A 22233-nucleotide genomic window follows, 5' to 3' on the forward strand; every position below is an offset into this window, starting at 1 on the left:
GGCCCCTGGCAAACCTTCTCTTTGGGCCTGAGATTTTGCCTGGGTGGCGACCCAGTGACCCATGCGGTGCTTTAGGGGCCCGCGCGGCGACTCAGCCGCGGGTGTCGGCGAGCAGCGCCTTGAGCGCCAGCCCCGGGTGGTCGCGCAGCACGCCGCGCATCCGCCACTCGTCGGTGAACAGCGCCAGCAGTTCCCCGTCGATGGCCCGGGTGAAGACCTCCACGCCCCGCTGGCGGGCCAGGACGGGCGCGGACTCGGCGTCGGTGATCCTGGCGAGGCTGTAGTCGAGCCTGTCCATGGCGATCTCGGTGTTGAACTCTCCGGCGAGGCGGTGCTTGACCACGTCGAACTGCATCGGGCCGACCGCGGCGAGCACCGGGGACTGGTCACCTCTGACGTCGGAGCGCAAGACCTGGACGACGCCCTCCGCCTCCATCTGGTCGATGCCCTTGCGGAACTGCTTGGCCCTGCTGGAGTCACGGCAGCGGGCGGTCCAGAAGTGCTCGGGGGCGAAGCTCGGGATCTTGGGGAACTCGACCGCGGAGCCGTCGTAGAGGGTGTCGCCGGGCCGCAGTGCGGTGGCGTTCACCAGGCCGATCACGTCGCCGGGGAAGGCCTCGTCGATCGTGGCGCGTTCCTGGCCGAAGACCGACTGGGCGTACTTGGTCGCGAAGGGACGGCCCGTCGCCGCGTGGGTCAGCACCATGCCGCGCTCGAACCTGCCGGAGCAGACCCGGACGAACGCGATCCGGTCGCGGTGCGAGGGGTCCATGTTGGCCTGCACCTTGAAGACCAGGCCGGAGAACGGCTTGTCGAGCGGACGCGGGTCGTCCTTGACGTCGGGGCGGGGCGCGGGAGCCGGGGCGATGTCGACCATGGCGTCGAGCAGGCGGCCGACACCGAAGTTGTTCAGCGCGGCGCCGAACAGCACCGGAGTCGACTCGTGCGCCTCGAACGCCTTCTGGTCGTGGTCGGAGCCGATCGCGGAGAGCAGGTCGACCTCGTCCTTGGCCCGCTCCCAGTCCTCGCCCAGCTCGGCGACGGCCTGCTCGGGGGTGAGATCGGTCTCGATGGCCTTGGTGGCCCCACCGGGGGTGCGGGTGTAGCGGACGGCCTGGTCGACGACACGGTCGATCACCCCGTGGAAGAAACCCCCGGTTCCGATCGGCCAGGTGATCGGGGTCGGCCTCAGTCCGGTCTTCTCCTGGATCTCGTCCAGCAGCTCCAGGGCCTCCCGTCCCGGGCGGTCCCACTTGTTGACGAACGTGATGACCGGGATGCGGCGATGGCGGCAGACCTCGAACAGCTTCAGGGTCTGCGGCTCCATGCCCTTGGCCGCGTCGAGGAGCATGACGGCGCAGTCAACGGCGGCCAGCACCCGGTAGGTGTCCTCGGAGAAGTCGGCGTGACCGGGGGTGTCGACCAGGTTGAACATGTGGTCGCGGTACTCGAACCTGAGCGCCGCCGAGGTGATGGAGATGCCCCTGGCCTTCTCCATGTCCATCCAGTCGGACGTGACGCCGCGCCGTCCCGCCTTGCCGTGCACGGCGCCCGCCTCACTGATCGCGGAGGCGTGCAGCGCGAGGGCCTCCGTCATCGTGGACTTACCGGCGTCGGGGTGGCTGATCACCGCGAACGTGCGGCGCCGCGCCGCCTCCTGAGTGACCGCGGTCATTTCCTGGTCTCCTAGCCGTCCGAGGGGGTGGGGGCTCCCGGCACAGTGCGGGGCGCCGAAACAGCTTACGCGCCACCGGGACCATCAACGGATGTGGCAACACTTCCCCAGGCCGCTTGCGTCACCATGGTGTTAAGTGGATTGTGGAACATCTCGGTTCGCCCGTGCCCATCCCGACTGCCCGAAAGCGACTCGCTCGTGCAACTCGACCTTCCAGTGGTGTGCAGATGATCACGCTCCGCTACGCAGCAGGTTCCGACGTCGGCCGGGTCCGCCAGGGCAACGAGGACGCGGCGTACGCCGGCCCCCGGCTGCTCGCCGTCGCCGACGGCATGGGCGGCCATGTGGGCGGGGAGGTCGCCAGCTCGGCGGCGATCGCCGCGGTCGCGTATCTGGACCACGAGTGCCCCGGCGAGCTGGTCGCCGCCGCCGAGGCCGGAATCCGCAAAGCCAATCAGCGCCTGCGCGAGCTGGTCGAGCAGGATCCCTCCCTGACCGGGATGGGCACCACGCTGACCTTGATGCTGTGGGACGGACCGCGCGTCGCCCTCGCCCACATCGGCGACTCCCGCGCCTACCTGCTCCGCGACGGCGACCTGTACCAGATCACCTACGATCACACCCTGGTGCAGACACTGATGGACGACGGCCGGATCACCGCGGAGGAGGCCGCAAGGCACCCGCACCGGTCGATCCTCCTGCAGGTCCTCGACGGCGGCGACAACGCCGATCCCGACCTCTCGCTGCGGGACGCCGAGGTCGGCGACCGCTACCTGCTCTGCTCGGACGGCCTTTCCGGGGTCGTCGAGGCCGAGCAACTGCGTCACGTGCTGGCCGAGGTCGACGACCTCGGTGAGGTGACGCGGCAGCTCATCGAGCGGGCCTGTGAGGCGGGCGGCCCCGACAACATCACGTGCGTGGTCGCCGAGGTCGTCGACGGTCCCGGCACGGAGACCCCGGTGGTCGTCGGCTCCGCCAGCCCCTCCTAAAAGACGGGCGCCCCTGCGGGGGCGCGGCGGCGGCGCGGAGAAGGGGCCCGCGAACCCTGGTCACGATCGGGCGAGCGACACGGCCGGGGCCGGTGGCGATGGGGAAGGGGGCCCGCGGGTCCTGGTCGCGGCGGGAGGCAGACGCTATCGTCGATGCCCAGCGCTCCTCAACGATCGTCACCCCGGAGGGATGTCCGTCGTGTACAAGGAATTCGCCATCGAGGCAATCGTGTGGCTCATCCCCGTCGTGATCCTCGTCGGGCTGGCCTACATGATCACGCGGCCCGCCTGACCCTCTCCCCACGAAGCCGGGGCACGGAACGCGAGATCCCGCCCCGGCCTCGCCGTACCGTCATGCCCGAGAGCTCCTGACACACCGAGTCCAGGCGGCGCAGAACGGTGTCCGGACGCACGAGGAGCCGCAGCCAATGCGGGACCTCTCGCGGTAACGGCGTCAAAAGCGCGACCGGGAAAGCACGATCCTCGGGAGCGAACCTCGCTTTGGTGCCCGCGCCGAACCGTCGTTCAATAACGGTGATATCGGCAGGCGCGATTCTCACCCGGTTCTTCATCAGGCTCCCGGCCTGTCGCGTGATCCGGACGCAGGCCGGATGCGCCGTGACACCCAGCGGTGCACGCGTCGCCTCTCGATTTCCATGACGAACAGCACGTGCAGGCGTTCGAGAAACGCGGTGTCCACGTGCGGGAAGTCGCATGCCAGGATTCCGGAGTCCCGGGCAGGAGTTCTTGGCGGCCGCCCTGATGACCAGCCCTCGGACCTCCACGAGAGGCGACCGGCCTGGCGTGTTCGAACAGGTCCATCAGGAGCCTGTTACTCGTCGGCGAAATTCCAGACAGAACCGAAACCGGTAAATCGGCCATCCGAAAACAAAGCTTGCCTCAACGTGTTGATCTAAAGTGATCCTATATGGAATTTTGTAGCCGTACATACCACTTTTCCCAGAAAGGTATGAAATGGCACAACTTTCAACCGTCCGCGCCGTGGACAATTCCTTCGTCTCCGTCAACCTCGACGGAGTGACGGAGGACGAGTTACACAACTGGACCGGCAACCTCCGGTACACCCCTCGCTACGGCGGGCGCGGCACCACCGCCGACGCCTGGGGGTTCAACGTGGCACCCCGCGACGCGCTGGGAGCAGGCGTGTCCGGCCTGCGCGCCACCGAACGGCAGCGTTTCGCCTACAGCGGCGGCGAGATCATCGTCTACGACTGCGCGGACATGCCCGAGTCCCGGTGGGCCGCCTGGGTGGGTCCGTGGAACATGGCGCACTGCATGTTCCACACGCCGAACTGGGAGCCCAACGACATCGTCCAGCACTTCTCCAGGGTCCAGTTCACCGACACCCCGGAAGGGCTGACCTCCAGCGGCGGCCGGCGTTTCAACCTGCGGAGAGCCTCCTACTTCCTGCCCGTCCCCGGCGTCGGCACGCTGGCCGTCCAGCCCAAACACCTGAACAGCACTCAGGTGCCCGGCTGGCGCGGGTTTTCCACCGGGGCGGGCGAAGTGTGGCGGATGAGCAGCAAGGAGGGGCTGCCGTACGAGTGGCTCATGCTGGTCACCCAGACCGCGGTGGTCAAGATCGACCCGTGGGACGTGCCCAGGCGGGGGGTGACGGAGGTCGCCGAACCCCGGCCGGGCGCCGAGGCGCTGTCGGCCGCCGCCGACTTCCTGACCGGCCGGGTGCTGAACGTCACCTGGGGAGCCTGACGGTGGAACCCATCACCGCCGCGGTGATCGTCCTGTTCGTCCTCGTGGCGCTGCTCCTGGCGGCCGGGGCCGGGCTCTACCGCCGGGTGAAGGAGCTGGAGCTGGCCACATTCAACGGCGTCGGCCTGCGGGTGAGTCAGGAACTCAGCGACCTGGGCCGTCCGGGTCAGACGACGATCGTCGCGAAGGTCAACCGGCAGTGCCCGATCTGTGCGGAGGTCATCGCCGCCATCGCCAGACTGGCCGACGACCTGCCCGCGGACGTGGCCTTCATGGTGGTCTCCGACGATCCCGGCTTCGCCTACAAGCTCCCGCCGAGCGTGCGCGTCAGCACCGATCCCCAGGTCTGGCGCTCGATCACCGTCCCCTACGCCCCGGCCATGCTGGTGGTCAACGAGCAGGGCGTCATCGAATACACCACTCCCGCAGGCTCGGGAGAGGTCGTGGCCGACCTCGTCGAACGCGCCGCCGCCAGAAAGGAAGTTTCGCTGTGAGTGACATTCTCAGCCGCATCCCCAGCGGGCATGAGAGGCCCGACAACGCCGAACCCACCCGGATGGCCTCCGAGCAGGACGGCCGGTGGAGCCGCCGCCGACTGCTGGGCACCGCCACCGGTGTGGCCACGGCCGCCGGACTCGGCGCCCTGGACCTGCTGCCCTGGTCCAAGACGAAGTCGGCCGCCGCCCTGAAACAGTGGGGGATGGGCGACTGCCGTGACTACTTCGACTTCAGCACGATCTGCGTGCCCAACGACGCCCTCTACAGCAGCAACAACTGCAACGGCAGCTGGCACAAGAACGACAGCAGCCACTGGAGAGGCTGCAACCGCTACAAGTACTGGCCAGAACCCGAATCCTGCGACGGCAGGAACGCCTGGCGTTGGACCGGCCGAGTCGCCAGGCGCAAGTGCTCGGACGGTGAGTACATGTACTACGACTGCGGGGGCAGCAACCAGAACATCACCCTCTTCTCGATCTGCCGGACCGCGATCTAATTGATGACCGCATCGACCCGGCTGCTTGTCCCCGGGCTGACGGCCATCGTGGTGGCCGAGATCGCGGCCCTGTGGTACGGCCCAGGCGGCTTCATCTGGCTGACCGCGGCTCTGGTCGCGGGGTTCTCCCTGTCCGGCTCGGTTTGAAGCCTCAACAGCGCCTGGGTGCTGTCCTCGTCGGTCCGACGGGGTTCTGATGCGGCCGGTTTCATCGTCGGCCTGTTTCTCGGGGCGTTCCCGACGGCGTTCGCCTTCGTGGTCGTCGGCTCACTGCTCCGTGCACCGCTGCCCGTGCTCGTCTGCCAGATCCTGGCCGGGCTGGCCGCGGTGGTGTTCCTCCTGCGGGAGTTCGATCTCCTGAAGTTCCCGCTCCTGCAGAACGCCCGTCTGGTCCCGCAGTTCGTGGCCCTGACGCCCTTCTGGGGTTCTGTGCAGTTCGGTGCTGAGATGGGCACGGGTATGCGTACCTACTCGCCCACCGGCCTGCCGCACATCATGGCGCTCTGTCTGGTTTTCCTCGGCTCGTGGTCCGACGCGCTCCTGACGGGTGCCGGATTCGCGCTGGGCCGCGCGCTGATGCTGCTCACCTTTCTGCTCGCCCGGGACAAACAGAGCGCGGACAAGGCCTTCGACTTCACCCTTCCGAAGCTGACGCCCCTGTTCGTACTGGCCTGTGTCCCCCTCCTGTTCGTGCTGGTGGTTCTGCGTTGATCCCGCTCCTTGTCCGGTACGGCCTGGCCGTCCTGCTGGCCGTCGCCGTACTGGGCAAGGCACGGCGGTTCACCGCGTTCCGCCGAAGTCTGGCCATGCCCGTGGCGGGCGCCCTCGCGATCCTCATCGTCGAGGCGCTCGCCGCGGTGCTGGCACTCTCGCCCGCACCACACTTTCTCGTCGGCCTCGTCGCCACCGGCCTCGGCACCGCCTTCACCGCCGTGCAGACCTACCAGCTGGCCGTTGGCGAGCGGTCCGTCTGCCTGTGCTTCGGCAAGGCCGAACGCGTGTCGTGGCGCACCTGGGCCCGCGCCGCCCTTGTCCTCGCGGCGGGACTCGTTCTGCTTCTCACTCAACCTTTGACGGTCTTCGATGGGTTGTAGCGGTCGTGAAAGGCTTCCAGGAGTTCGTGACGGCTCGCGGCCACGTTCTGTCGCGGACCGCCTTCCTGCTCACCGGTGACCACCACGCCGCCGCCGACCTCCTCCAGGAGACGCTGGTGAAGGCGGCTGCCCGCTGGCGCAGGATCGAGGCGGGAGGCAACCCGGAGGCCTACCTCCGCACGATGATGCTCAACCAGCTCAGAAGCTGGCGCCGGCCACGCAGGCTGGTGTTCTGGTCCACCGCCGAGGTACCGGAGCGGGCCGCACCCGACTCCTCGGGCCACAGTGACAGCCGGGTCGCGCTGGCACGGGCCCTGTCGCGACTCGGCCCCAGGCAGCGTGCGGTGCTGTACCTGCGTTTCTACGAGGACCTGCCGGAGGCGGAGATCGCCAGGCAGCTGCAGTGCTCGGTGGGCACGGTGAAGCGCCACACCCACGACGCGCTCAAGCGGCTGCGGGAACTCGCGCCCGAACTGCTGGAGGCCGGACATGAGTAAGGATTCGCTGCGGGCCGCCTACCGCGCGCTGGAGGAAGAGGCGGGCGACTACGCCGACGCGGGCCGGGCGCTGACCACGCTCCGGCGGCGCCGAAGCGCGGCCGCCGCGGGTACGGCTCTGGCCGTGCTGGCCGTGCTGGTCATGGTGAGCGGGCTCTGGCCGACCCGGCAGGAGTCGTCCGTGATCGCCGGCCCGGTGCACGCCGTCGGGCGGAGCATCCACACGGCGTGCATGCACGGCTGCCCGACATTTCTGACTTATACGGATGGGCGGCAGGTCTCGCTGGGAGAGCAGACTCCGGTGCCGCCCGGCAATCTCACCCTCTCCCCCGACGGTCGCTGGCTCGGCATCCCCGTCGGCGATGGTTTCGAGGTGCGGGACCTGACCGGCGACACCGTGTATCGGACACCGTCCGCCGCCTCCGGCGAGGTGATCGGGCCCTGGGCCTGGTCGGCGGACTCACGGACGCTGCTGCTCGCCAGCCACGCCAGCGGCGATGTCAGCGCCTACTACCTGCTGGACCTGACCAACGGCCGGATCTCCCGGCCCGAGGTGCCGAAGGGCTTCGAGCCCGTGGGGTTGAGCGCCCGTGGGCCGGTGCTGTTCGAGGAGAGCCAGTACGGCAAGCGCGCCACTCGCGTGCGCCTGGTGGTGGCGGGCCGTGAGACCGTGCTGGACGGCCGGGATGTCGAGCTGATCAACCAGGATGGCGGCCCGGCTCTGGAGGTGCGAGGGGACCGGATCTATGCGCGCGTGGTCGGCAAGGTGATCGAGTTCGACCTGGATGGCGTCGAGGTCTCCCGTTACGAGTTTTCCGGCAGGGCTCTGGGGCCAGGCCCATCCGGTTACCTCGTCTTCACCGACGGCAAGGTGGCCACGGCGAGCGGGGCCGTTCTCTACGAACTACCGAAGGAGTCGCTGATCTCGGTTCCCGGCCGGGCACGCCACTGAGGGGCATGGACCGCCTCCGCGACCGCCCGTGGGGGCGTTCCTGGCCCTGCGACTAATCTGTTGGTGCCGATCGGCCTCACGGTCGCGGGGACGGCCCGCCGGCGACGGAGATCACACCGATGACCCTCGCGCCCATGGGGCGGTCCCGTCACCGGGTGAGGCACACGTATCAACCAGCGGCCGGCGGCCCCAGGCGGCCACCGGACCGAGCGAGTACAGGGGACAGGGAACAAGTGAAGCTTCTCCACTCAGGGAAGGTCCGCGACGTGTACGAGGACCGGGGGGACATCGTCCTGGTGGCCTCCGACCGGGTCTCGGTCTACGACGTGATCCTGCCCACCCCCATCCCCGACAAGGGGAAGATCCTCACCCAGCTCTCGCTGTGGTGGTTCGAACAGCTCGCGGACGTCGTGCCCAACCACGTCATCTCCGCCACCGACGTGCCCGCCGAGTTCCAGGGCCGTGCCGTACGGTGCAGGAAGCTGGACATGGTGCAGGTCGAGTGCATCGCCAGGGGCTACCTCACGGGATCGGGGCTGAAGGAGTACCAGTCGACCGGCGCCGTCTCCGGGGTCGAGCTGCCCGAGGGCCTCGTCGAGGGCTCCAGGCTCCCCGAGCCGATCTTCACTCCCACGACCAAGGCTCCGCTCGGCCAGCACGACGAGTTCATCACCTTCGACGACGTGGTCGCCAGGGAGGGCGCGGAGACCGCCGCGGAGCTGCGCCGGATCACCCTTGAGATCTACCGGCGCGGCGCCGAGCTGGCGCGCGAGCGCGGCGTCATCATCGCCGACACGAAGATCGAGCTGGGCCGTGCGTCCGACGGCACGCTGGTGCTCGGCGACGAGGTGCTCACCTCCGACTCCTCGCGCTTCTGGCCCGCCGACGAGTGGGAGCCGGGGCGCCCGCAGTTCTCCTTCGACAAGCAGTTCGTCCGCGACTGGGCCACCGGGAGCGGATGGGACAAGCAGGAGCCCGCCCCCGAGATTCCCGCGGAGGTCGTGGAGGTCACCAGGGCGCGCTACATCGAGGCGTACGAGCGCATCACCGGCAGGACCTGGTAGGTCCCGCGGTGGGGTGCCGGGAGACCGGCGCCCCACGGCCGTGCCCCCCGGCGACCGCGTAGGCGACCGCGCACGCGGCGCGGGCCCGCTTGCGCCACGCACACGGCTCGGGCCCGCTTGCGCCACGCACACGGCTCGGGCCCGCTTGCGCCGCGCACGCGGCGCGGCGGCCCGGCGAGGCGTCAGGACGCCGGGGCCGTCACGCGATCAGGGCGTCAGCTTCCGCTCGGCCGCCGCGCCCACGACGAACCGGTTGGCGGAGACGGGGTGGTCTCCGAAGTCGGCCACGATGCAGGTGATGTTGTCGGGGCCGCCGCCGCGGTTCGCCAGGTCGATGAGCCACCTGGCCGCCTCGTCGGGGTCGTCCATGTCGGTCAGCGTGTTGAACAGGGTCTCCGGGCCGACGACGCCGGTCAGGCCGTCCGAGCACAACAGGTAGCGGTCCCCGGGCTGGGCCTCGCGCAACGAGAGATCCAGCTCGCCGTCTCCGGTGCCCTCAAGAACCCGCAGCACCATGGAGCGGCGCGGATGCTCCATTGCCTGCTCCGGGGTGATCCGCCCGTCGTCGACCAGCGACTGGACCAGCGTGTGGTCGTGGGTGATCTGGTAGAGGGCGCCGTCGCGCAGCATGTAGGCGCGGGAGTCTCCGACGTGGGCGAGGGCGAAGGAGGCGCCGTCCCAGAGCATGGCGGTCAGGGTCGTGCCCATGCCGCGCAGTGTGGGATCCTGTTCGCTCATCTCCCGCAGCGTGTGGTTGACGTCCCTCGCGGTGCTCTTGATGGTGGCCACCAGATCGACGCCGGTCTGCGGGAGGCTCTCGTCCAGCGCCGCCATGGCCGTTACGGCGAGAGAGCTGGCGACCTCCCCGCCCGCATGCCCGCCCATGCCGTCGGCTATGGCGAGCAGGCGTGCGCTCGCGTAGCCCGAGTCCTCGTTCGCCTCACGGCGGACGCCGACATCCGAGCGGGCGGCGTAGCGCAGTGCCGGTGCTTCGTTCAGTGCCATGAAGGCAGTAAAGCATTGGTTGAAGCACTTCACAAGCAAAGCTGTTGTAGACCGTTGCGGCACAGTCAACTACTCTGGCCCAGTATGGAGGAGAGCCAGGACATCACGGTGAACGCGGGCGACATCGCCCGGCTCGCCGCCGTCGGCCGTGCCGCGGTCAGCAACTGGCGCCGCCGCCACGATGACTTCCCCCAGCCGGTTGGCGGAACCACCTCCAGCCCGCTTTTCTCCCTGCCCGAGGTCGCCACGTGGCTGCGCCGCAACGGCAAGTCCTTCGAGGTCTCCCTCGGCGACCTGGTCTGGCAGCGGCTCCGCACCTCCGTCGACGACCTGCGCCTGGGTGACGTGGTCGGCGCGGTCGGCGCGTTCCTGCTGTTCCTGCACCGCGAGCCGGAGGCCTGGCGCGAGCACGGCAGGCGCTCCCTCGGCCGCGTGGCCGCGGCGACAGCCGACCTTCCCGGTTCCCCCGGGCTCCGCCTCGACGACTCGGCGCTACTGCGCCTCGTGGCCGAGCTGGCCACCGAGCACGGGCCCCTGCGGGCCTTCGAGTTCCTCTGCGAGCGCTACGTCGAGGCCCACTCCCGCAGGCTCTCCGTCACCAGGGACGACGTGGCCGCGCTCATGCAGCGGCTGGCCGGCCAGAACGGCGGGACCGTCCTCGACCCCGCCTGTGGTGTCGGGACCCTCCTGCTGAACGCGGAGAGCTCACTCGGGCAGGAGCTCAACGAGACGAACGCCCTGCTCACCGCGGTGCGGGTGCTGCTGCGCGGGGCCAAGGCGCGAATCGTCGCGGGCGACTCGCTCCGCGAGGACGGCCTCGCGGGCGAGCTGGCGGACGCCGTGGTCTGCGACCCCCCGTTCAACGAGCGCGCCTGGGGCTATGAGGAGCTGACCGGCGATCCCCGCTGGGAGTACGGCCTGCCGCCACGCGGGGAGTCGGAGCTGGCATGGGTGCAACACTGCCTGGCCCGGGTGCGTCCCGGTGGCCTGGTCGCGATCCTGATGCCGGCCGCCGCGGCGAGCCGCCGTCCCGGCAAGCGGATCAGGGGCAACCTGCTGCGCGCGGGGGCGCTGCGGGCCGTGATCACACTCGGCGCCGGCGGCCCCGACCTATGGCTGCTGCGCCGCCCCGACGGCGAGCGCCCCCCGTCCCGACTCCTGGTCGTGGACGCGAGCGAGGACCTGTCAATCGTCGAGCCCGCGTGGCGCGCCTACACCGACGCCCCCGAGGCCGAGCTGTCCGGCGGCGAGAGCCGTACCGTGCGGATCATCGACCTGCTCGACGACGAGGTGGACCTCAGCCTCGCGCGCAATCGCCCCCAGCAGGGCGGCCCCGACTTCCTGCGCGACTTCACCGAGGCGCTGGACCGGTTCAGGGGCACCTCGGCGACGCTCTCCGGCGCGCCTCCCGCCCTCGAACTGCTCGCCGAGCGGCAGGACCTACCCACGACCACCGTCGGCGAGCTGGCGAAGGCGGGCCTGATCACCATCCTGCAGGCCCCACCCAGAATGTCCGTCGACAAGGGCCCGCTGCCGGTGCTGACCGCGGAGGACACCGCCCTGGGAACCGCCCCCTCCGGCAGGACGACCCTGGATCCGGCGCTGGTCATGGTCGGGCCGGGTGACGTCGTGACCACCGTTCTCGGCGCGGTCAGGGTGATCACCCGGAGCGGGGCCGCGCTCGGCCCGCAGCTCACGCTCTACCGAGTGGACACCCAGCGGCTCGACGCCGACTTCCTCGCCGGTTTTCTACGCTCGGCGGACGCCGCGCGGGTCCACCCCAGTTCCAGCCGCCTCGACGTACGGCGGGCCAGGGTGCCGATGCTGCCGCTGGCCGAGCAGCGCCGGTACGGCACCGCCTTCCGCGAGTTGTTCGCGCTGGAGGACAGGTTGCGCGAGACGACCGCACTGGGGGAAACCTTGATCCGGCTAGGCTTTGACGGACTGGTTGACGGTCATCTCCGGCCGTGCGACCAAGGAGTGTGATTCCCGCAGGCATGGGAGGGCCGGATGGTCATCGGCGACCGGTATGTGCTCGACGACCTTCCTCTCGGCCAGGGCGGCATGGGCGCCGTGTACGCAGGTCACGACAGGCATCTCGACCGCAAGGTCGCCGTCAAGTTCCTGCGGCTCGTCACGGGCCCCGACGAGGAGCTCAAGCGACGTTTCCTCCGCGAGGCGCGCATCCTGGCGAAGCTGGAGCACCCCGGCGCCCCCGTCCTCTACGACTTCGGCACCTTCGACCACCGGCTGTTCCAGGTGATGCAGTTCATCGCGGGAGTCACCGTGGCCGACCTGCTCAGCGAGCACGGCCCGCTCCCCGTCCCCTGGGCCGCGGCGATCGCCGCGCAGGCCTGCGCGGTGCTGGCCGCCGCCCACGCGCTGAGCATCTACCACCGCGACCTCAAACCGACCAACCTGATGCTCTGCCCGGACGGCAGCGTCAAGGTGCTGGACTTCGGCCTCGCCATACTCCGCGACGCGGACTCGGCCCAGTTCACCCGGATCGGCCAGATCCTCGGCACCCCGGCCTACATGGCCCCGGAGCAGATACAGAGCGGCGTCGTCGATCCCCGCAGCGATCTGTACGCCCTGGGCTGCGTGATGCACGAGATGCTGACGGGTGAGCAGCTCTTCACCGGGCCGACCGAGTACGCCGTGTTCGAACGCCAGGTGAAGGAGCGCCCGCCCGCCGTCCGGGGCGTCCCCGCCGAACTGAACCGGCTGATCCAGGACCTCCTGGAGAAGGACCCGGAACAGCGCCCCTCGGGAGCCCACGTCCTCTACGAGCGCCTGCAGCCCTTCGCCGTCGACCTGCCGATGCTGCCCGGCTTCCTCAACCCGCCGTCCGTTCCCAGCCCCGGGCGGATGTACGCCCGCGTGGTCGGCCGCGTCCTGGCCTGACGGAGGGGTTCGGGAGGACGCCTGCCCCACGGCCCCCTCCCCGAAGTTCCCTGGACGACTCTCCGGGGTGCCTGGACTCTCCCGGGTGCCTGAACGACGGGGCGGCGGCGCTCCCGGTCATCGCCCGCGGTGTGCGGTCCCCCGCTCGCATCTGACGTTCCACCGCTCCATGCAGTCCAGCAGGTCACGGTGATGGTGGCGGAGGGCTCTACCCCGTTTGCGAGGCTTCGGCCGTACGGCGGGCGTGGGCCCGATGACCACGGGGGTACCGGACGGGGAGGCGGAGGCCGGGGGCGCGCCGGGCGGAGGGGTCGGCGCGGCCGTTCGCGCCGCGCTCCCCGGGATCGTCGCGGCACGGGCGCCGTGTCCCGCGAGGAGCACGCCCAGGGCGAGGACGAGCGCGAAACCCACCGTCCCGCAGAAGGCCGTCGCGGACTTCACTGTCATGTCGGGGCTCTTTCCCATGGGCGGAAGTTCGCCACGCCCAACGTCTGCCAATGGGTTCTTGACCCGGCGAAGCGGCGACACTCAGCGCGGTCTCTCCCCGCGCGCCGCGGCCCTCAGCCTGGCACGAACCACCCAGGCGAGGATCAGGGCCGCGACGATCACGGCGGGGCCGAGGACGGTCAGGTGGGTGACGAACGGCTGGACGATCTCCGGCGCGACGTAACGGCCGAGGGCGACCAGCACCGCCGCCCAGGCGCAGGCGGTCGGCAGGCTCGCCACGACGAAGACCCGGTACGGCATGCCCGCCCAGCCCGCCAGGCGCGGGGTGAGGGTGCGGGCGCTGCCGAACCACTGCCCGCCGACCACAGCCCAGCGGCCGTACCTGGCAAGCAGTTCGCGAGGCCGGTCCCAGCGCCCGGGGGCGAGCCGGTGGAACGTCGGCTCGCCCATGCGGCGGCGTCCCCACAGGTAGGAGAGGTTGGTGCCCGCGACCGCCGCGCAGGCCGCGACCACGACGGCCGCGCCGAGCGGCACGACACCCAGGTAGGAGAAGTAGCCGAGGGCGAGCAGCACGCTCGTTCCCGGCAGCACAACACCGATCAACAGTCCTGCCTCGGCCACGAGGAACAGCCACGCGACGGCGAGCAGCAGCGGTGGCGGGAGGTGGCCGAGCAGATCAGACACGGTTGACCGGTCTGCGGCACACGTACGTCATCCCCGGCGGCAGGTTCCGCCAGACCGGGCCGGTGATCAGCACCTCGTCGAAGGCCGAGCGCAACCGCCGCCGCAGGGCCCTGGCCCCCGCGAGCGGCAGCGCGTGCAGGTAGGTCACCGTCGTGAACGCCCCCGCGGGGGCGAGCACCTCGCTGATCTCGCGGAGGATGCGTTCCTGTGTCTCACCGGGGAACAGCGACCACGGCAGCGTGCTGACGACCGCGTCCGCCCGCTCGACCCCCACAGCGGCCAGCAGCTTCCCCAGGTCGGCGGCGTCGCCGTGCAGGGTGTCCAGCCACGGTCTGGTCCTGCGCAGGTGCGCGACCAGGTCCGCGTCGATCTCGACGGCCAGGTGGCGGGAGCCGGGGGCGAGCCGTTCACGGATGACCTCGCTGATCGGGCCGGTGCCGGGGCCCAGCTCGACCACCACCGGTGTGCCGCTCGTGGGGACCACCGCGCTGAGCGCCCTGGCCAGCGCGGGAGAGCTCGGCGCGATGGCGCCGACGACCCTCTGCCTGCGCAGCGCGGCCGACAGGAAGGCCTGGAGATCCGGGAGTACGGCTGTCTGGTTCATGGCCCCCATGACACCGTCGCGGAGGCGTCGGCCACAGGGCGCCGGGACCTAGTCTTGGGGGTATGCCTGGCCATACCCCCGGGAGTGGACCTGCCCCGCTGGGAGCGGCTCACCTGGGGCCATAGCATCGTCGGATGCAATCATCGGCGGTGTGGCGGGCTCTCACTCGGTGGGATCTGGCGCGCACCTCCTGGCCGTGGCGCTCGCTCGCCTACCTGATCACCGGCGTGCTCTTCGGCGAGGTCGTCCTGGTGGTCTTCCTGGCGACCCTGTTCATGGGCACGGTCCTGGCGACGGTGCTGGTCGGCGTTCCGCTGCTGCTGGCGCTCGGGTTCAGCGGGATCCCGGTGGCCGCTGTCGAACGCCGCAGGCTGCGGATCATCGACCCGGACCCCGCCGTGACCCCGCACCGGAAACCGGAGGCGCCGGGGATCCGCGCGTGGCTGTGGTTCCGCGTCCAGGAGCAGGCCACCTGGCGCGAGCTGGCCTATCTGGTCCTGATGGTCACGCTGCTGTGGCCGATCGAGCTGGTCGCAATGACCTTCGGGCTGGGCATGCCCGCGACGATGATCCTGACACCGGCCCTGCGCTCCCAGACGGGCACCGTCAACGTGTTGAAGTTCTGGCTGGTCGACAATGACGCGAAAGCGCTCGCCGCGCTCGCCATCGGAGTGGTCTGGCTCGTCCTGGCCCTCTATCCGCTGACGCTGCTCGCCGTGGCCCACAGCATGCTGGCCAGGGTGCTCCTCGCCCCCAAGGACACCGAGACGGGGCAGCGGCTCGCCGAGATCGCCCGGTCCAGGACCCGCCTGGTCAACGCCTTCGAGTCGGAGCGGCGGCGGATCGAGCGCGACCTGCACGACGGCGCACAGCAACGGCTGGTCGCGCTGACGATGACGCTCGGCATGGCCAGACTGACGGACGGCGAGGAGACGGCGGAGCTGGTCGTACGGGCCCACGATCAGGCGAAGCTGGCCCTCGCCGAGATCCGTGACCTGATCAGGGGCATCCACCCGCAGATCCTCACCGACCGGGGGCTGCCCGCCGCCGTCGCCGACGTGGCCGACCGTTCGCCGATACCGGTCGAGGTCTCCGTCACGCTCCCACGTCTGCCGGAGACCGTGGAGTCCGTCGCCTACTTCGTGGTCTCCGAAGCGCTGGCCAACATGGCGAAACACAGCGGCGCCGAGCACGCCTCCGTCGTCGGCCATCTCGAGCGGGGTCGTCTCGTGATGGAGATCCGTGACGACGGCGCGGGCGGCGCCGACCCGTCCGAGGGAACCGGGCTCGCGGGACTGGCCGACCGCGTCTCCGTCGTCGACGGCAGGCTGATGCTCTCCAGCCCGGCCGGCGGCCCTACCCTGCTACGTGTGGAGATCCCTTGCGCGCCGATCGATCGCTCGAAATAGTCCTCGCCGAAGACGGCGTGCTCCTGCGCGAGGGGCTGGCCGGACTGCTGACCCGGTTCGGGCACAGGGTGGTGGCGTCGGTCGGCGACGCTGAGACGCTCGTCGATGCGGTGGGGGCCCACGCGCCGGACATCGTGGTCACCGACGTGCGGATGCCGCCGGGCTTCACCGACGAGGGGCTGCGGGCCGCGGTCGCGCTCCGCACGGCCGACCCGCGTCTGCCCGTCCTGGTGCTGAGCCAGTACGTCGAGCAGACGTACGCGAGCGAGCTGCTCGACTCCGGCGACGGCACCGGGGTCGGCTACCTCCTCAAGGACCGGGTCGGTGACGTCGAGGAGTTCGTCGACGCGCTGCACGGCGTCGCCGAGGGCGGGACGGTCGTGGACCCCGAGGTGGTCAGGCAGTTGCTGCGCCGCCGCCGCGACCCGCTCGGCAGGCTCTCGCCGCGCGAGCGGGAGGTCCTCGCGCTGATGGCCGAGGGCCGCTCGAACGCGGCGATCGCCAGGAGCCTGGTGGTCTCGGAGGCCGCCGTCGGCAAGCACATCGGCAACATCCTGACCAAGCTGGACCTGCCGCCCGCGGAGGACGACCACCGCAGGGTGCTGGCCGTGGTGACCTACCTCAGGGGCTAGAAGACGTCCCTCAGGGACCGGAAGGCGTCTTTCACGGGCTGGAAGACGTCCCGGAAATGTCCCAGGACGTCCCGGGGACGTCCTGGGACCACAGGACACCCCCGGTGCAGCGACTCACAAGAGAAGCACAAGTCACCCCTGGCACGCTGTGCGCGCTCATAGTGGAAGCAGAGAGAGTGACGCACATATGTTCTCGGGTCACGGTGGCGCGCCGCATTGACGGCGGTGGCCGCCTTCTCGTTGTCAACATCGTTGGCGGCGGGCTTTCTCGCCGCGCCGGCTCAGGCTGCGGCCCCTGTGGTCGAGGTGGCGGGAGTGCGAGCGTCCCCCGGCAGCTACAGCGGGCCGTGCCCGGCCTCGGTGACGTTCTCGGCGGACGTCGCCGTCAGGGGCGCCCCGACGGTGAGGTACCGCTGGGTGCGCGGCGACGGCACCAGGGGGCCGGTCACCACGGTCAAGGCGGGCGCGAAAGTCGTCAGGCTGAAGGAGCGGCGGACCTTCAGCGGCACCGCCCGCGGCTGGCAGGCCGTACAGGTGCTCAGCCCGGTGAAACTGACGTCGAGGCGAGCTGACTTCTCCGTCTCCTGTGAGGGGCAGAAGGACATCCAGGGCCGGAAACCGTCGACCGGCGACCGGCGGGGGCCGAAGGCGTCGGCGCACGTGACGGTGGACGGCTACTCGGGGCCCTGTACGGCTCCCGGCAGGACGCTGAGCTTCTCGGGGACCTTCCGGGTCTCCCGCGTTCCCGCGGCCGTCTCCTACCGGTGGGTCGACAGTGACGGTGGTGCCATGGACAGGCAGGACCTGTGGTTCGCCGCCAAGGACTCCCCGCAGCGCTCGGTCGGCGTGAGCCGTACGTTCCTGGCGAGCGCCTCCGGCACCCGGTGGATCGAGATCCTGGACCGGGACGGCAGGGTGCTGGACACCTCGAACAGGGCGCCCTACTCGGTGACCTGCACACCCACGCCCGTGCCCGCCACCGCGTCGGTCACCGGCCTCAAGGTGACCCCCGCGGCCTTCCAGGGGCCGTGCACCGCGCCGGTCGACGTCACCTTCACCGCGGACATCGCCGCCTCGAAGCCGACCGTCGTCACTTATGAGTGGCGGCGCGGCGACGGCACGAGGGTGCCGGGCAGATGGGAGTTCAAAGACGCGGGAGACCTGACCAGGACCGTCTCCCTCCCCTGGAAGACGGCACCCAAGGGGACGAGCTTCCCCTTCGACCTCACCTACCGGTGGCGGTGGGCGGACGGCGGCACCTGGCAGCAGGAGACCGTCACGATCACCGGGCCGTCGGCCCAGCGGCTGCTCCACTCGTGGTACACCTCCCGCAGCCAGGCAGGCAGGATATTCGTGGACGTCCTCAGCCCCGCACAGGTGAGGTCAGAGGCCACCGAGTACTCCCTGACGTGTGACGGCAGGCCTCCGGCCCCGAACACGGGCGGCAACGTGCTCTCGGTGACGGACCCCAGGATCACGCCGTCCTCACATACGGGCGCGTGCCCGGTCAATCTGAAGGCCACCGCGACGATCACGGTCTCGGCTCCGACCAGCCAGCCCGTCGAGTACGCCTGGGTGTTCGACAACGGCACCTCGAGCCCCGTCGAGAAGATCGACTTCCCCGCGGGCGGCCCCCTGACGAAGACGGCCGTGTGGGACTCGTGGCGGGCGATCAAGTCCAGCGGCCCGGTGACCGGTTACCTGGAGATCCTCTCGCCGAACAGGGCGGCTTCCGACCCCGTCTCCTACAGCGTGACCTGCACCTGACAAGCGGCCCGTGGCGCCTCGGGAGAAGGCGCCACGGGCCGCTCGACGCCGGGCCCGATTCCGGATGACCGAGTGATCGGTATCCCTGGACGGCCGGGTCCGGTGATCGAGAAGCAATGATCGGGAACCGATGGTCAAGATCCGGCCATCGGAGGTGAGGGCCGGGTTTCGGCGACCGGGATCGGCGGTGGAATCCGGCGATTGGCCTCAGATGATCAGTCCTCATCCCCTAGCCGACGTTCGGTGACAGCCAGCCGTACAAGGAATGAATTCTCCAAAAGGGGCCGCCCTTTAAGGGTCATTAGGCGTCACGGGGTCATACAGGTGTTATGGACGCCAACACCGTACTGCTGGGCGTCGTGGTCGCCACCGCGCTCGCCTTCGACTTCACCAACGGATTCCATGACACGGCCAACGCCATGGCGACCTCCATCGCCACCGGTGCGTTACGCCCCAAGATCGCCGTAGCTCTGTCGGCGATCCTCAACTTTGTCGGAGCCTTCCTCTCCCTCGCCGTCGCGGCGACCATCGCCAAGGGCATCGTCGAGGCGGGAGCCATCACGCTCACCGTGGTCTTCGCCGGGCTGGTCGGCGGCCTGGCGTGGAACCTCCTGACCTGGTACTTCGGCATCCCCTCGAGCTCGTCACACGCGCTGATCGGCGGGGTGGTCGGGGCGACGCTGATCGCCGCCGGCCCCTCGGCCGTGAAGGGGGCGGGCATCGTGTCGAAGGTGCTGATCCCCGCCGTCCTCGCGCCGCTGGCCGCCATGCTGGTCGCGACCGTGGGAACCTATCTTGTCTATGTGATCACCAGGAAGGTTCCCGACGGGATTCGCAGCAGGGGCTTCCGGTTCGGCCAGATCGGGTCCGCCTCCCTGGTCTCGCTCGCCCACGGAACCAACGACGCCCAGAAGACCATGGGCATCATCACGCTCGCGCTGATCGCCAACGGCACGCTCGGCAAGGACGCGAACCCGCCGCTCTGGGTGATCGTCGGCAGCGCGACCGCGATCGCGCTGGGCACCTATCTCGGCGGCTGGCGGATCATCCGTACGCTCGGCAAGGGCCTGACCGAGATCGACACGCCACAGGGCTTCGCGGCCGAGGGCTCCTCGGCCGCGGTGATCTTCGCCTCGTCCCACTTCGGGTTCCCGTTGTCGACGACGCACGTGTGCGCGGGGTCGGTGATCGGCTCGGGCCTCGGCAAGCGACTGGCCGAGGTGCGGTGGAACGTGGCGGGCCAGATGGCCACCGCGTGGCTGCTGACGCTGCCCGCCGCCGCCATCGTCGGCGCCATCGCGTGGAAGGGATCCGACCTCATCGGCGGCGCGGGCGGGGTGACCGTGGTCTTCCTGCTGGCGGTGCTCGGCGGAGTCGGCCTGTACCTGGCCTCCCGCCGTACGGCTGTGAACGCCTCGAACGTCAACGAGGAGTGGACCGGGCGGCCGACGCCCTCGACGGTGAAGGAGGCCGTGTGAACGCCTATCTCGATTTCGACGCCCTGTGGCGGGTTCTGGTCGCCGCGCTCCTCGGGGGTGCGGGACTTGTGGCGATCTTCTCGGTCGGCCTGGTCGGCCTGGCCTCGACGCAGTCCTCCGATGACGGGGCCGGGCGCCCGCTCGGCTGGGTCGTCGCCGTGGTCAGCTTCCTGGTCGTCGCGGCCGGAGTCGTCCTCGGGATCTCGGTGATGCTCAACAAGTGAGCCCCCTCTCACGGCCGCCCGCCTCCCTCGTGGCGGGCGGCCTCGAGGTGGCATCGAGGTGGCATCGGGGCGGCCCGTGAGCGCGGGACCGCCGATGGGAAAGAATGCGGCCCATGGATGGGCAATGGGTCGAGGTGGCCGACCGGGTGCTGGTACGGCGCCACGCCGAGCTGGACCTGTCGGCCGGGCTGGTCGTCGGCGACGGCGGCTGCCTGGTGGTCGACACCAGGGGCGATGAGCGGCAGGGCGCGGAGCTGGCCGCAGAGGTGCGGCGGATCACGCGGGCCCCGTGGACGGTGGTGATCACCCACTCGCACTTCGACCACAGCTTCGGGACACGGTCCTTCCTCGAGTGTCCCGTCTGGGCCCACGAGGACTGCCGGGCCGACCTCGCGGAGAACGGGGCCGCGGCCAGGGACACCTGGGCGCGGTGGTACCGAGAGCGGGGAGACGACGGGATCGCGGACGACATCGCCGCGACGGAGATCGTGCTGCCCGACCGGCTGGTGACCGGTGTCGCCGAGCTGTCCGTCGGCGGAAGGCGCGTCGTCCTGTCCCACTTCGGCCCCGGCCACTCCGGCAACGACCTCGTGGTCCACGTACCTGACGCCGGCGTGGTGTTCGCGGGCGACCTGGTGGAGAACGGCGCGCCGCCCGACTACGAGGACGCCCATCCCCTCGGCTGGCCCCCCGCCCTCGACGGGCTGCTCGGGCTGCTCGGCCCCGGAGACGGCACGGTCGTGCCCGGCCACGGCGATCCGGTCGACCGCGGGTTCGTCGTTGCCCAGCGCGCCGAGATCGCCGCGGTCGCGGAGCTCTGCCGGGAGGTGGCCGCGGGCAGGATGGGCCTTGAGGAGGCCGTACAGCTGTCGCCCTACCCGCGGGAAACCACCGTCACCGCGCTTGGCCGCCCCCTGGACGGCCCGCCCCCCGCGCCAGGGGGACGGGAGATCATGAGGGCACGAAGCTGGGGCTGTCCGGGGTGAACTCGGTGTGCACGCGGTCGCTGCGCACCCCCATGGCCAGCAGGCGGACGATCGTCTCGCGCACCATCTCCGGCGATCCGCACACGAAGACGTCCCCGTCCGGGACGACCCGGTGATACTCGAGGGCGTCGACCGCGGTGTGCTGGGGCCAGTGCGCCGGTTCCTCGGAGACCGCCTGGATGACCCGCAGGCGTTTGTGCTGTGACCGGAGGCGGCGCAGGTCGTAGGTGTCGTAGGCGTCCGCGCTGCGCCGGACGCCATGGAAGAGGTCGATGGAGGGACGGTCGGCCATCCACGCCGACTCCTCGACGAGCGCCTTGAGCGGGGCGAGACCGGTGCCACCCGCGAGGAACACCAGGTGCGAGGTGCGCGCCCGCTCGAGCACGAGCGAACCCCTCGGAGGGCCCAGCAGGATGCTGTCGCCGGGGCGGGTGTGCCTCATCAGCGCCGTGCTGACCCAGCCACCCGGTACGGCCCGCACATGGAAGGAGAGCCGGTTGTCGTGCCTTGGCGCGTTGGCGATCGAGTAGGGACGCCACACCCTGGGCCAGTGCGCGCTCTGCAGGGTGGTGTACTGACCCGCCCTGAAGGGGTACGGCTGGTCGGGCTCGACACTGATCACGGCGATGTCGGGGGTGCGCACCTCGTGCGAGACCACGGTGCCGGTCCAGGAGGGGGGCGCGTGGGCGGCGTCCTCCTCCGCCGCCTGAATCATCACCTCGGCGATGTAGTTGTAGGCGGTCGTCCACGCCTCGTCGTAGACGGGCAGCCAGGCTCCTCCCGCGTTCGCCCGCATCGCGGCGACCAGGCAGCGCCCCACCGCGGGGTAATGCTCGGGGCGAACGCCGTACTTCCTGTGGTCCCGCGCGAGCTGACCGAGATAGTCGCCCAGCGCGTCGCCGTTCTCCAGGTTGAGCACCACCTGGGTCAGCGCCTTGAGCAGGCGGTCGCGCTGGAGGTCCATCGCGGGCGGGAACAGATCGCGGACCTGTGGATAGTCGGAGAAGAGCTTGCCGTAGAAGTGCATGCTTACCTTTTCCGCCGCCGGCGCGACGAGCAGCCAGCTGTGGCGGATCAGCCCAATGTTGATCGTCATG

24 protein-coding genes are annotated in these 22233 nt (G+C 70.2%); 18 read left to right on the plus strand and 6 right to left on the minus strand.

The window, feature by feature from the left end:
* Nucleotides 1-91 precede the first annotated feature (91 nt).
* A complete protein-coding gene (locus AB0395_RS05625) occupies nt 92-1675 on the minus strand; it encodes a peptide chain release factor 3 (protein WP_366277383.1) in 1584 nt (527 codons plus the stop codon).
* 227 nt (nt 1676-1902) lie between these two features.
* Here AB0395_RS05625 and AB0395_RS05630 point away from each other — a divergent pair, with 227 nt between their 5' ends.
* The 10 genes from AB0395_RS05630 (at nt 1903) to AB0395_RS05675 (ending at nt 8996) form a co-directional block, all read left to right on the plus strand.
* Entirely contained in the window at nt 1903-2664 is a 762-nt protein-coding gene (locus AB0395_RS05630; RefSeq protein ID WP_366277385.1) for a protein phosphatase 2C domain-containing protein, read from the plus strand.
* Between the two features lie 975 nt (nt 2665-3639).
* A complete protein-coding gene (locus tag AB0395_RS05635) occupies nt 3640-4395 on the plus strand; it encodes a hypothetical protein (RefSeq protein WP_366277386.1) in 756 nt (251 codons plus the stop codon).
* A gap of 2 nt (nt 4396-4397) precedes the next feature.
* Nucleotides 4398-4889, plus strand: coding sequence for a hypothetical protein (locus AB0395_RS05640; protein WP_366277388.1), 492 nt, complete (start codon nt 4398-4400; stop codon nt 4887-4889).
* Nucleotides 4886-5389, plus strand: coding sequence for a hypothetical protein (locus tag AB0395_RS05645; protein ID WP_366277389.1), 504 nt, complete (start codon nt 4886-4888; stop codon nt 5387-5389). The genes AB0395_RS05640 and AB0395_RS05645 overlap by 4 nt, the downstream gene beginning before the upstream one ends.
* Before the next feature lie 3 nt (nt 5390-5392).
* Nucleotides 5393-5536, plus strand: a complete 144-nt coding sequence (locus AB0395_RS05650; RefSeq protein ID WP_366277391.1) for a hypothetical protein — start codon at nt 5393-5395, stop codon at nt 5534-5536.
* An 18-nt stretch (nt 5537-5554) separates the two neighbouring features.
* Complete coding sequence (locus AB0395_RS05655; RefSeq protein ID WP_366277393.1) at nt 5555-6100, plus strand: hypothetical protein; 546 nt, start codon at nt 5555-5557, stop codon at nt 6098-6100.
* Entirely contained in the window at nt 6097-6483 is a 387-nt protein-coding gene (locus AB0395_RS05660) for a MauE/DoxX family redox-associated membrane protein (protein ID WP_366277394.1), read from the plus strand. Before AB0395_RS05655 ends, AB0395_RS05660 begins: the two co-directional genes overlap by 4 nt.
* 5 nt (nt 6484-6488) lie before the next feature.
* A complete protein-coding gene (locus AB0395_RS05665; protein WP_366277396.1) occupies nt 6489-6980 on the plus strand; it encodes a SigE family RNA polymerase sigma factor in 492 nt (163 codons plus the stop codon).
* Nucleotides 6973-7932, plus strand: coding sequence for a hypothetical protein (locus AB0395_RS05670; RefSeq protein ID WP_366277398.1), 960 nt, complete (start codon nt 6973-6975; stop codon nt 7930-7932). The genes AB0395_RS05665 and AB0395_RS05670 overlap by 8 nt, the downstream gene beginning before the upstream one ends.
* 233 nt (nt 7933-8165) lie before the next feature.
* On the plus strand, nt 8166-8996 hold the full coding sequence (locus tag AB0395_RS05675; protein WP_366277400.1) for a phosphoribosylaminoimidazolesuccinocarboxamide synthase: 831 nt from the start codon (nt 8166-8168) through the stop codon (nt 8994-8996).
* A gap of 207 nt (nt 8997-9203) precedes the next feature.
* Here the strand turns inward: AB0395_RS05675 and AB0395_RS05680 are convergent, their stop codons facing one another.
* A complete protein-coding gene (locus AB0395_RS05680) occupies nt 9204-10001 on the minus strand; it encodes a PP2C family serine/threonine-protein phosphatase (protein WP_366277401.1) in 798 nt (265 codons plus the stop codon).
* 84 nt (nt 10002-10085) lie between these two features.
* On the opposite strand from AB0395_RS05680, the gene AB0395_RS05685 reads away from it, so the two are divergent.
* Entirely contained in the window at nt 10086-11987 is a 1902-nt protein-coding gene (locus AB0395_RS05685) for an N-6 DNA methylase (protein ID WP_366277403.1), read from the plus strand.
* A gap of 24 nt (nt 11988-12011) precedes the next feature.
* Nucleotides 12012-12905 carry a serine/threonine-protein kinase gene (locus AB0395_RS05690; RefSeq protein WP_366277404.1) on the plus strand — a complete coding sequence of 298 codons (894 nt, stop codon included), beginning with the start codon at nt 12012-12014 and terminating at the stop codon, nt 12903-12905.
* Between the two features lie 117 nt (nt 12906-13022).
* Here AB0395_RS05690 and AB0395_RS05695 read toward each other — a convergent pair whose 3' ends face one another.
* From AB0395_RS05695 to AB0395_RS05705, 3 genes are all read right to left on the minus strand, one after another.
* Nucleotides 13023-13352 carry a hypothetical protein gene (locus AB0395_RS05695; protein ID WP_366277406.1) on the minus strand — a complete coding sequence of 110 codons (330 nt, stop codon included), beginning with the start codon at nt 13350-13352 and terminating at the stop codon, nt 13023-13025.
* Between the two features lie 81 nt (nt 13353-13433).
* Complete coding sequence (locus AB0395_RS05700; RefSeq protein WP_366277407.1) at nt 13434-14036, minus strand: DedA family protein; 603 nt, start codon at nt 14034-14036, stop codon at nt 13434-13436.
* On the minus strand, nt 14029-14640 hold the full coding sequence (locus AB0395_RS05705) for a methyltransferase domain-containing protein (RefSeq protein WP_366277408.1): 612 nt from the start codon (nt 14638-14640) through the stop codon (nt 14029-14031). Before AB0395_RS05705 ends, AB0395_RS05700 begins: the two co-directional genes overlap by 8 nt.
* Before the next feature lie 134 nt (nt 14641-14774).
* Between AB0395_RS05705 and AB0395_RS05710 the strand changes: the two genes are divergently transcribed.
* The 6 genes from AB0395_RS05710 to AB0395_RS05735 all read left to right on the plus strand — a co-directional run bounded on the left by AB0395_RS05710 (nt 14775) and on the right by AB0395_RS05735 (nt 21136).
* Nucleotides 14775-16049, plus strand: coding sequence for a sensor domain-containing protein (locus tag AB0395_RS05710; protein ID WP_366277410.1), 1275 nt, complete (start codon nt 14775-14777; stop codon nt 16047-16049).
* Nucleotides 16022-16681 carry a response regulator transcription factor gene (locus tag AB0395_RS05715; protein WP_366277412.1) on the plus strand — a complete coding sequence of 220 codons (660 nt, stop codon included), beginning with the start codon at nt 16022-16024 and terminating at the stop codon, nt 16679-16681. Before AB0395_RS05710 ends, AB0395_RS05715 begins: the two co-directional genes overlap by 28 nt.
* A 315-nt stretch (nt 16682-16996) precedes the next feature.
* Entirely contained in the window at nt 16997-18448 is a 1452-nt protein-coding gene (locus tag AB0395_RS05720) for a hypothetical protein (RefSeq protein WP_366277414.1), read from the plus strand.
* Nucleotides 18449-18777: 329 nt separating this feature from the next.
* Nucleotides 18778-19926, plus strand: a complete 1149-nt coding sequence (locus AB0395_RS05725) for an inorganic phosphate transporter (protein ID WP_366277416.1) — start codon at nt 18778-18780, stop codon at nt 19924-19926.
* Nucleotides 19923-20150, plus strand: coding sequence for a hypothetical protein (locus tag AB0395_RS05730; RefSeq protein WP_366277417.1), 228 nt, complete (start codon nt 19923-19925; stop codon nt 20148-20150). The genes AB0395_RS05725 and AB0395_RS05730 overlap by 4 nt, the downstream gene beginning before the upstream one ends.
* Before the next feature lie 113 nt (nt 20151-20263).
* Complete coding sequence (locus AB0395_RS05735; RefSeq protein ID WP_366277418.1) at nt 20264-21136, plus strand: MBL fold metallo-hydrolase; 873 nt, start codon at nt 20264-20266, stop codon at nt 21134-21136.
* Here AB0395_RS05735 and AB0395_RS05740 read toward each other — a convergent pair.
* On the minus strand, nt 21102-22232 hold the full coding sequence (locus AB0395_RS05740; RefSeq protein WP_366277420.1) for a globin domain-containing protein: 1131 nt from the start codon (nt 22230-22232) through the stop codon (nt 21102-21104). The two genes, AB0395_RS05735 and AB0395_RS05740, sit on opposite strands and share 35 nt — an antisense overlap.
* Nucleotide 22233 lies beyond the last annotated feature (1 nt).

The organism is Streptosporangium sp. NPDC051023 (genome assembly GCF_040689595.1).
Taxonomy (GTDB): Bacteria; Actinomycetota; Actinomycetes; order Streptosporangiales; family Streptosporangiaceae; genus Streptosporangium.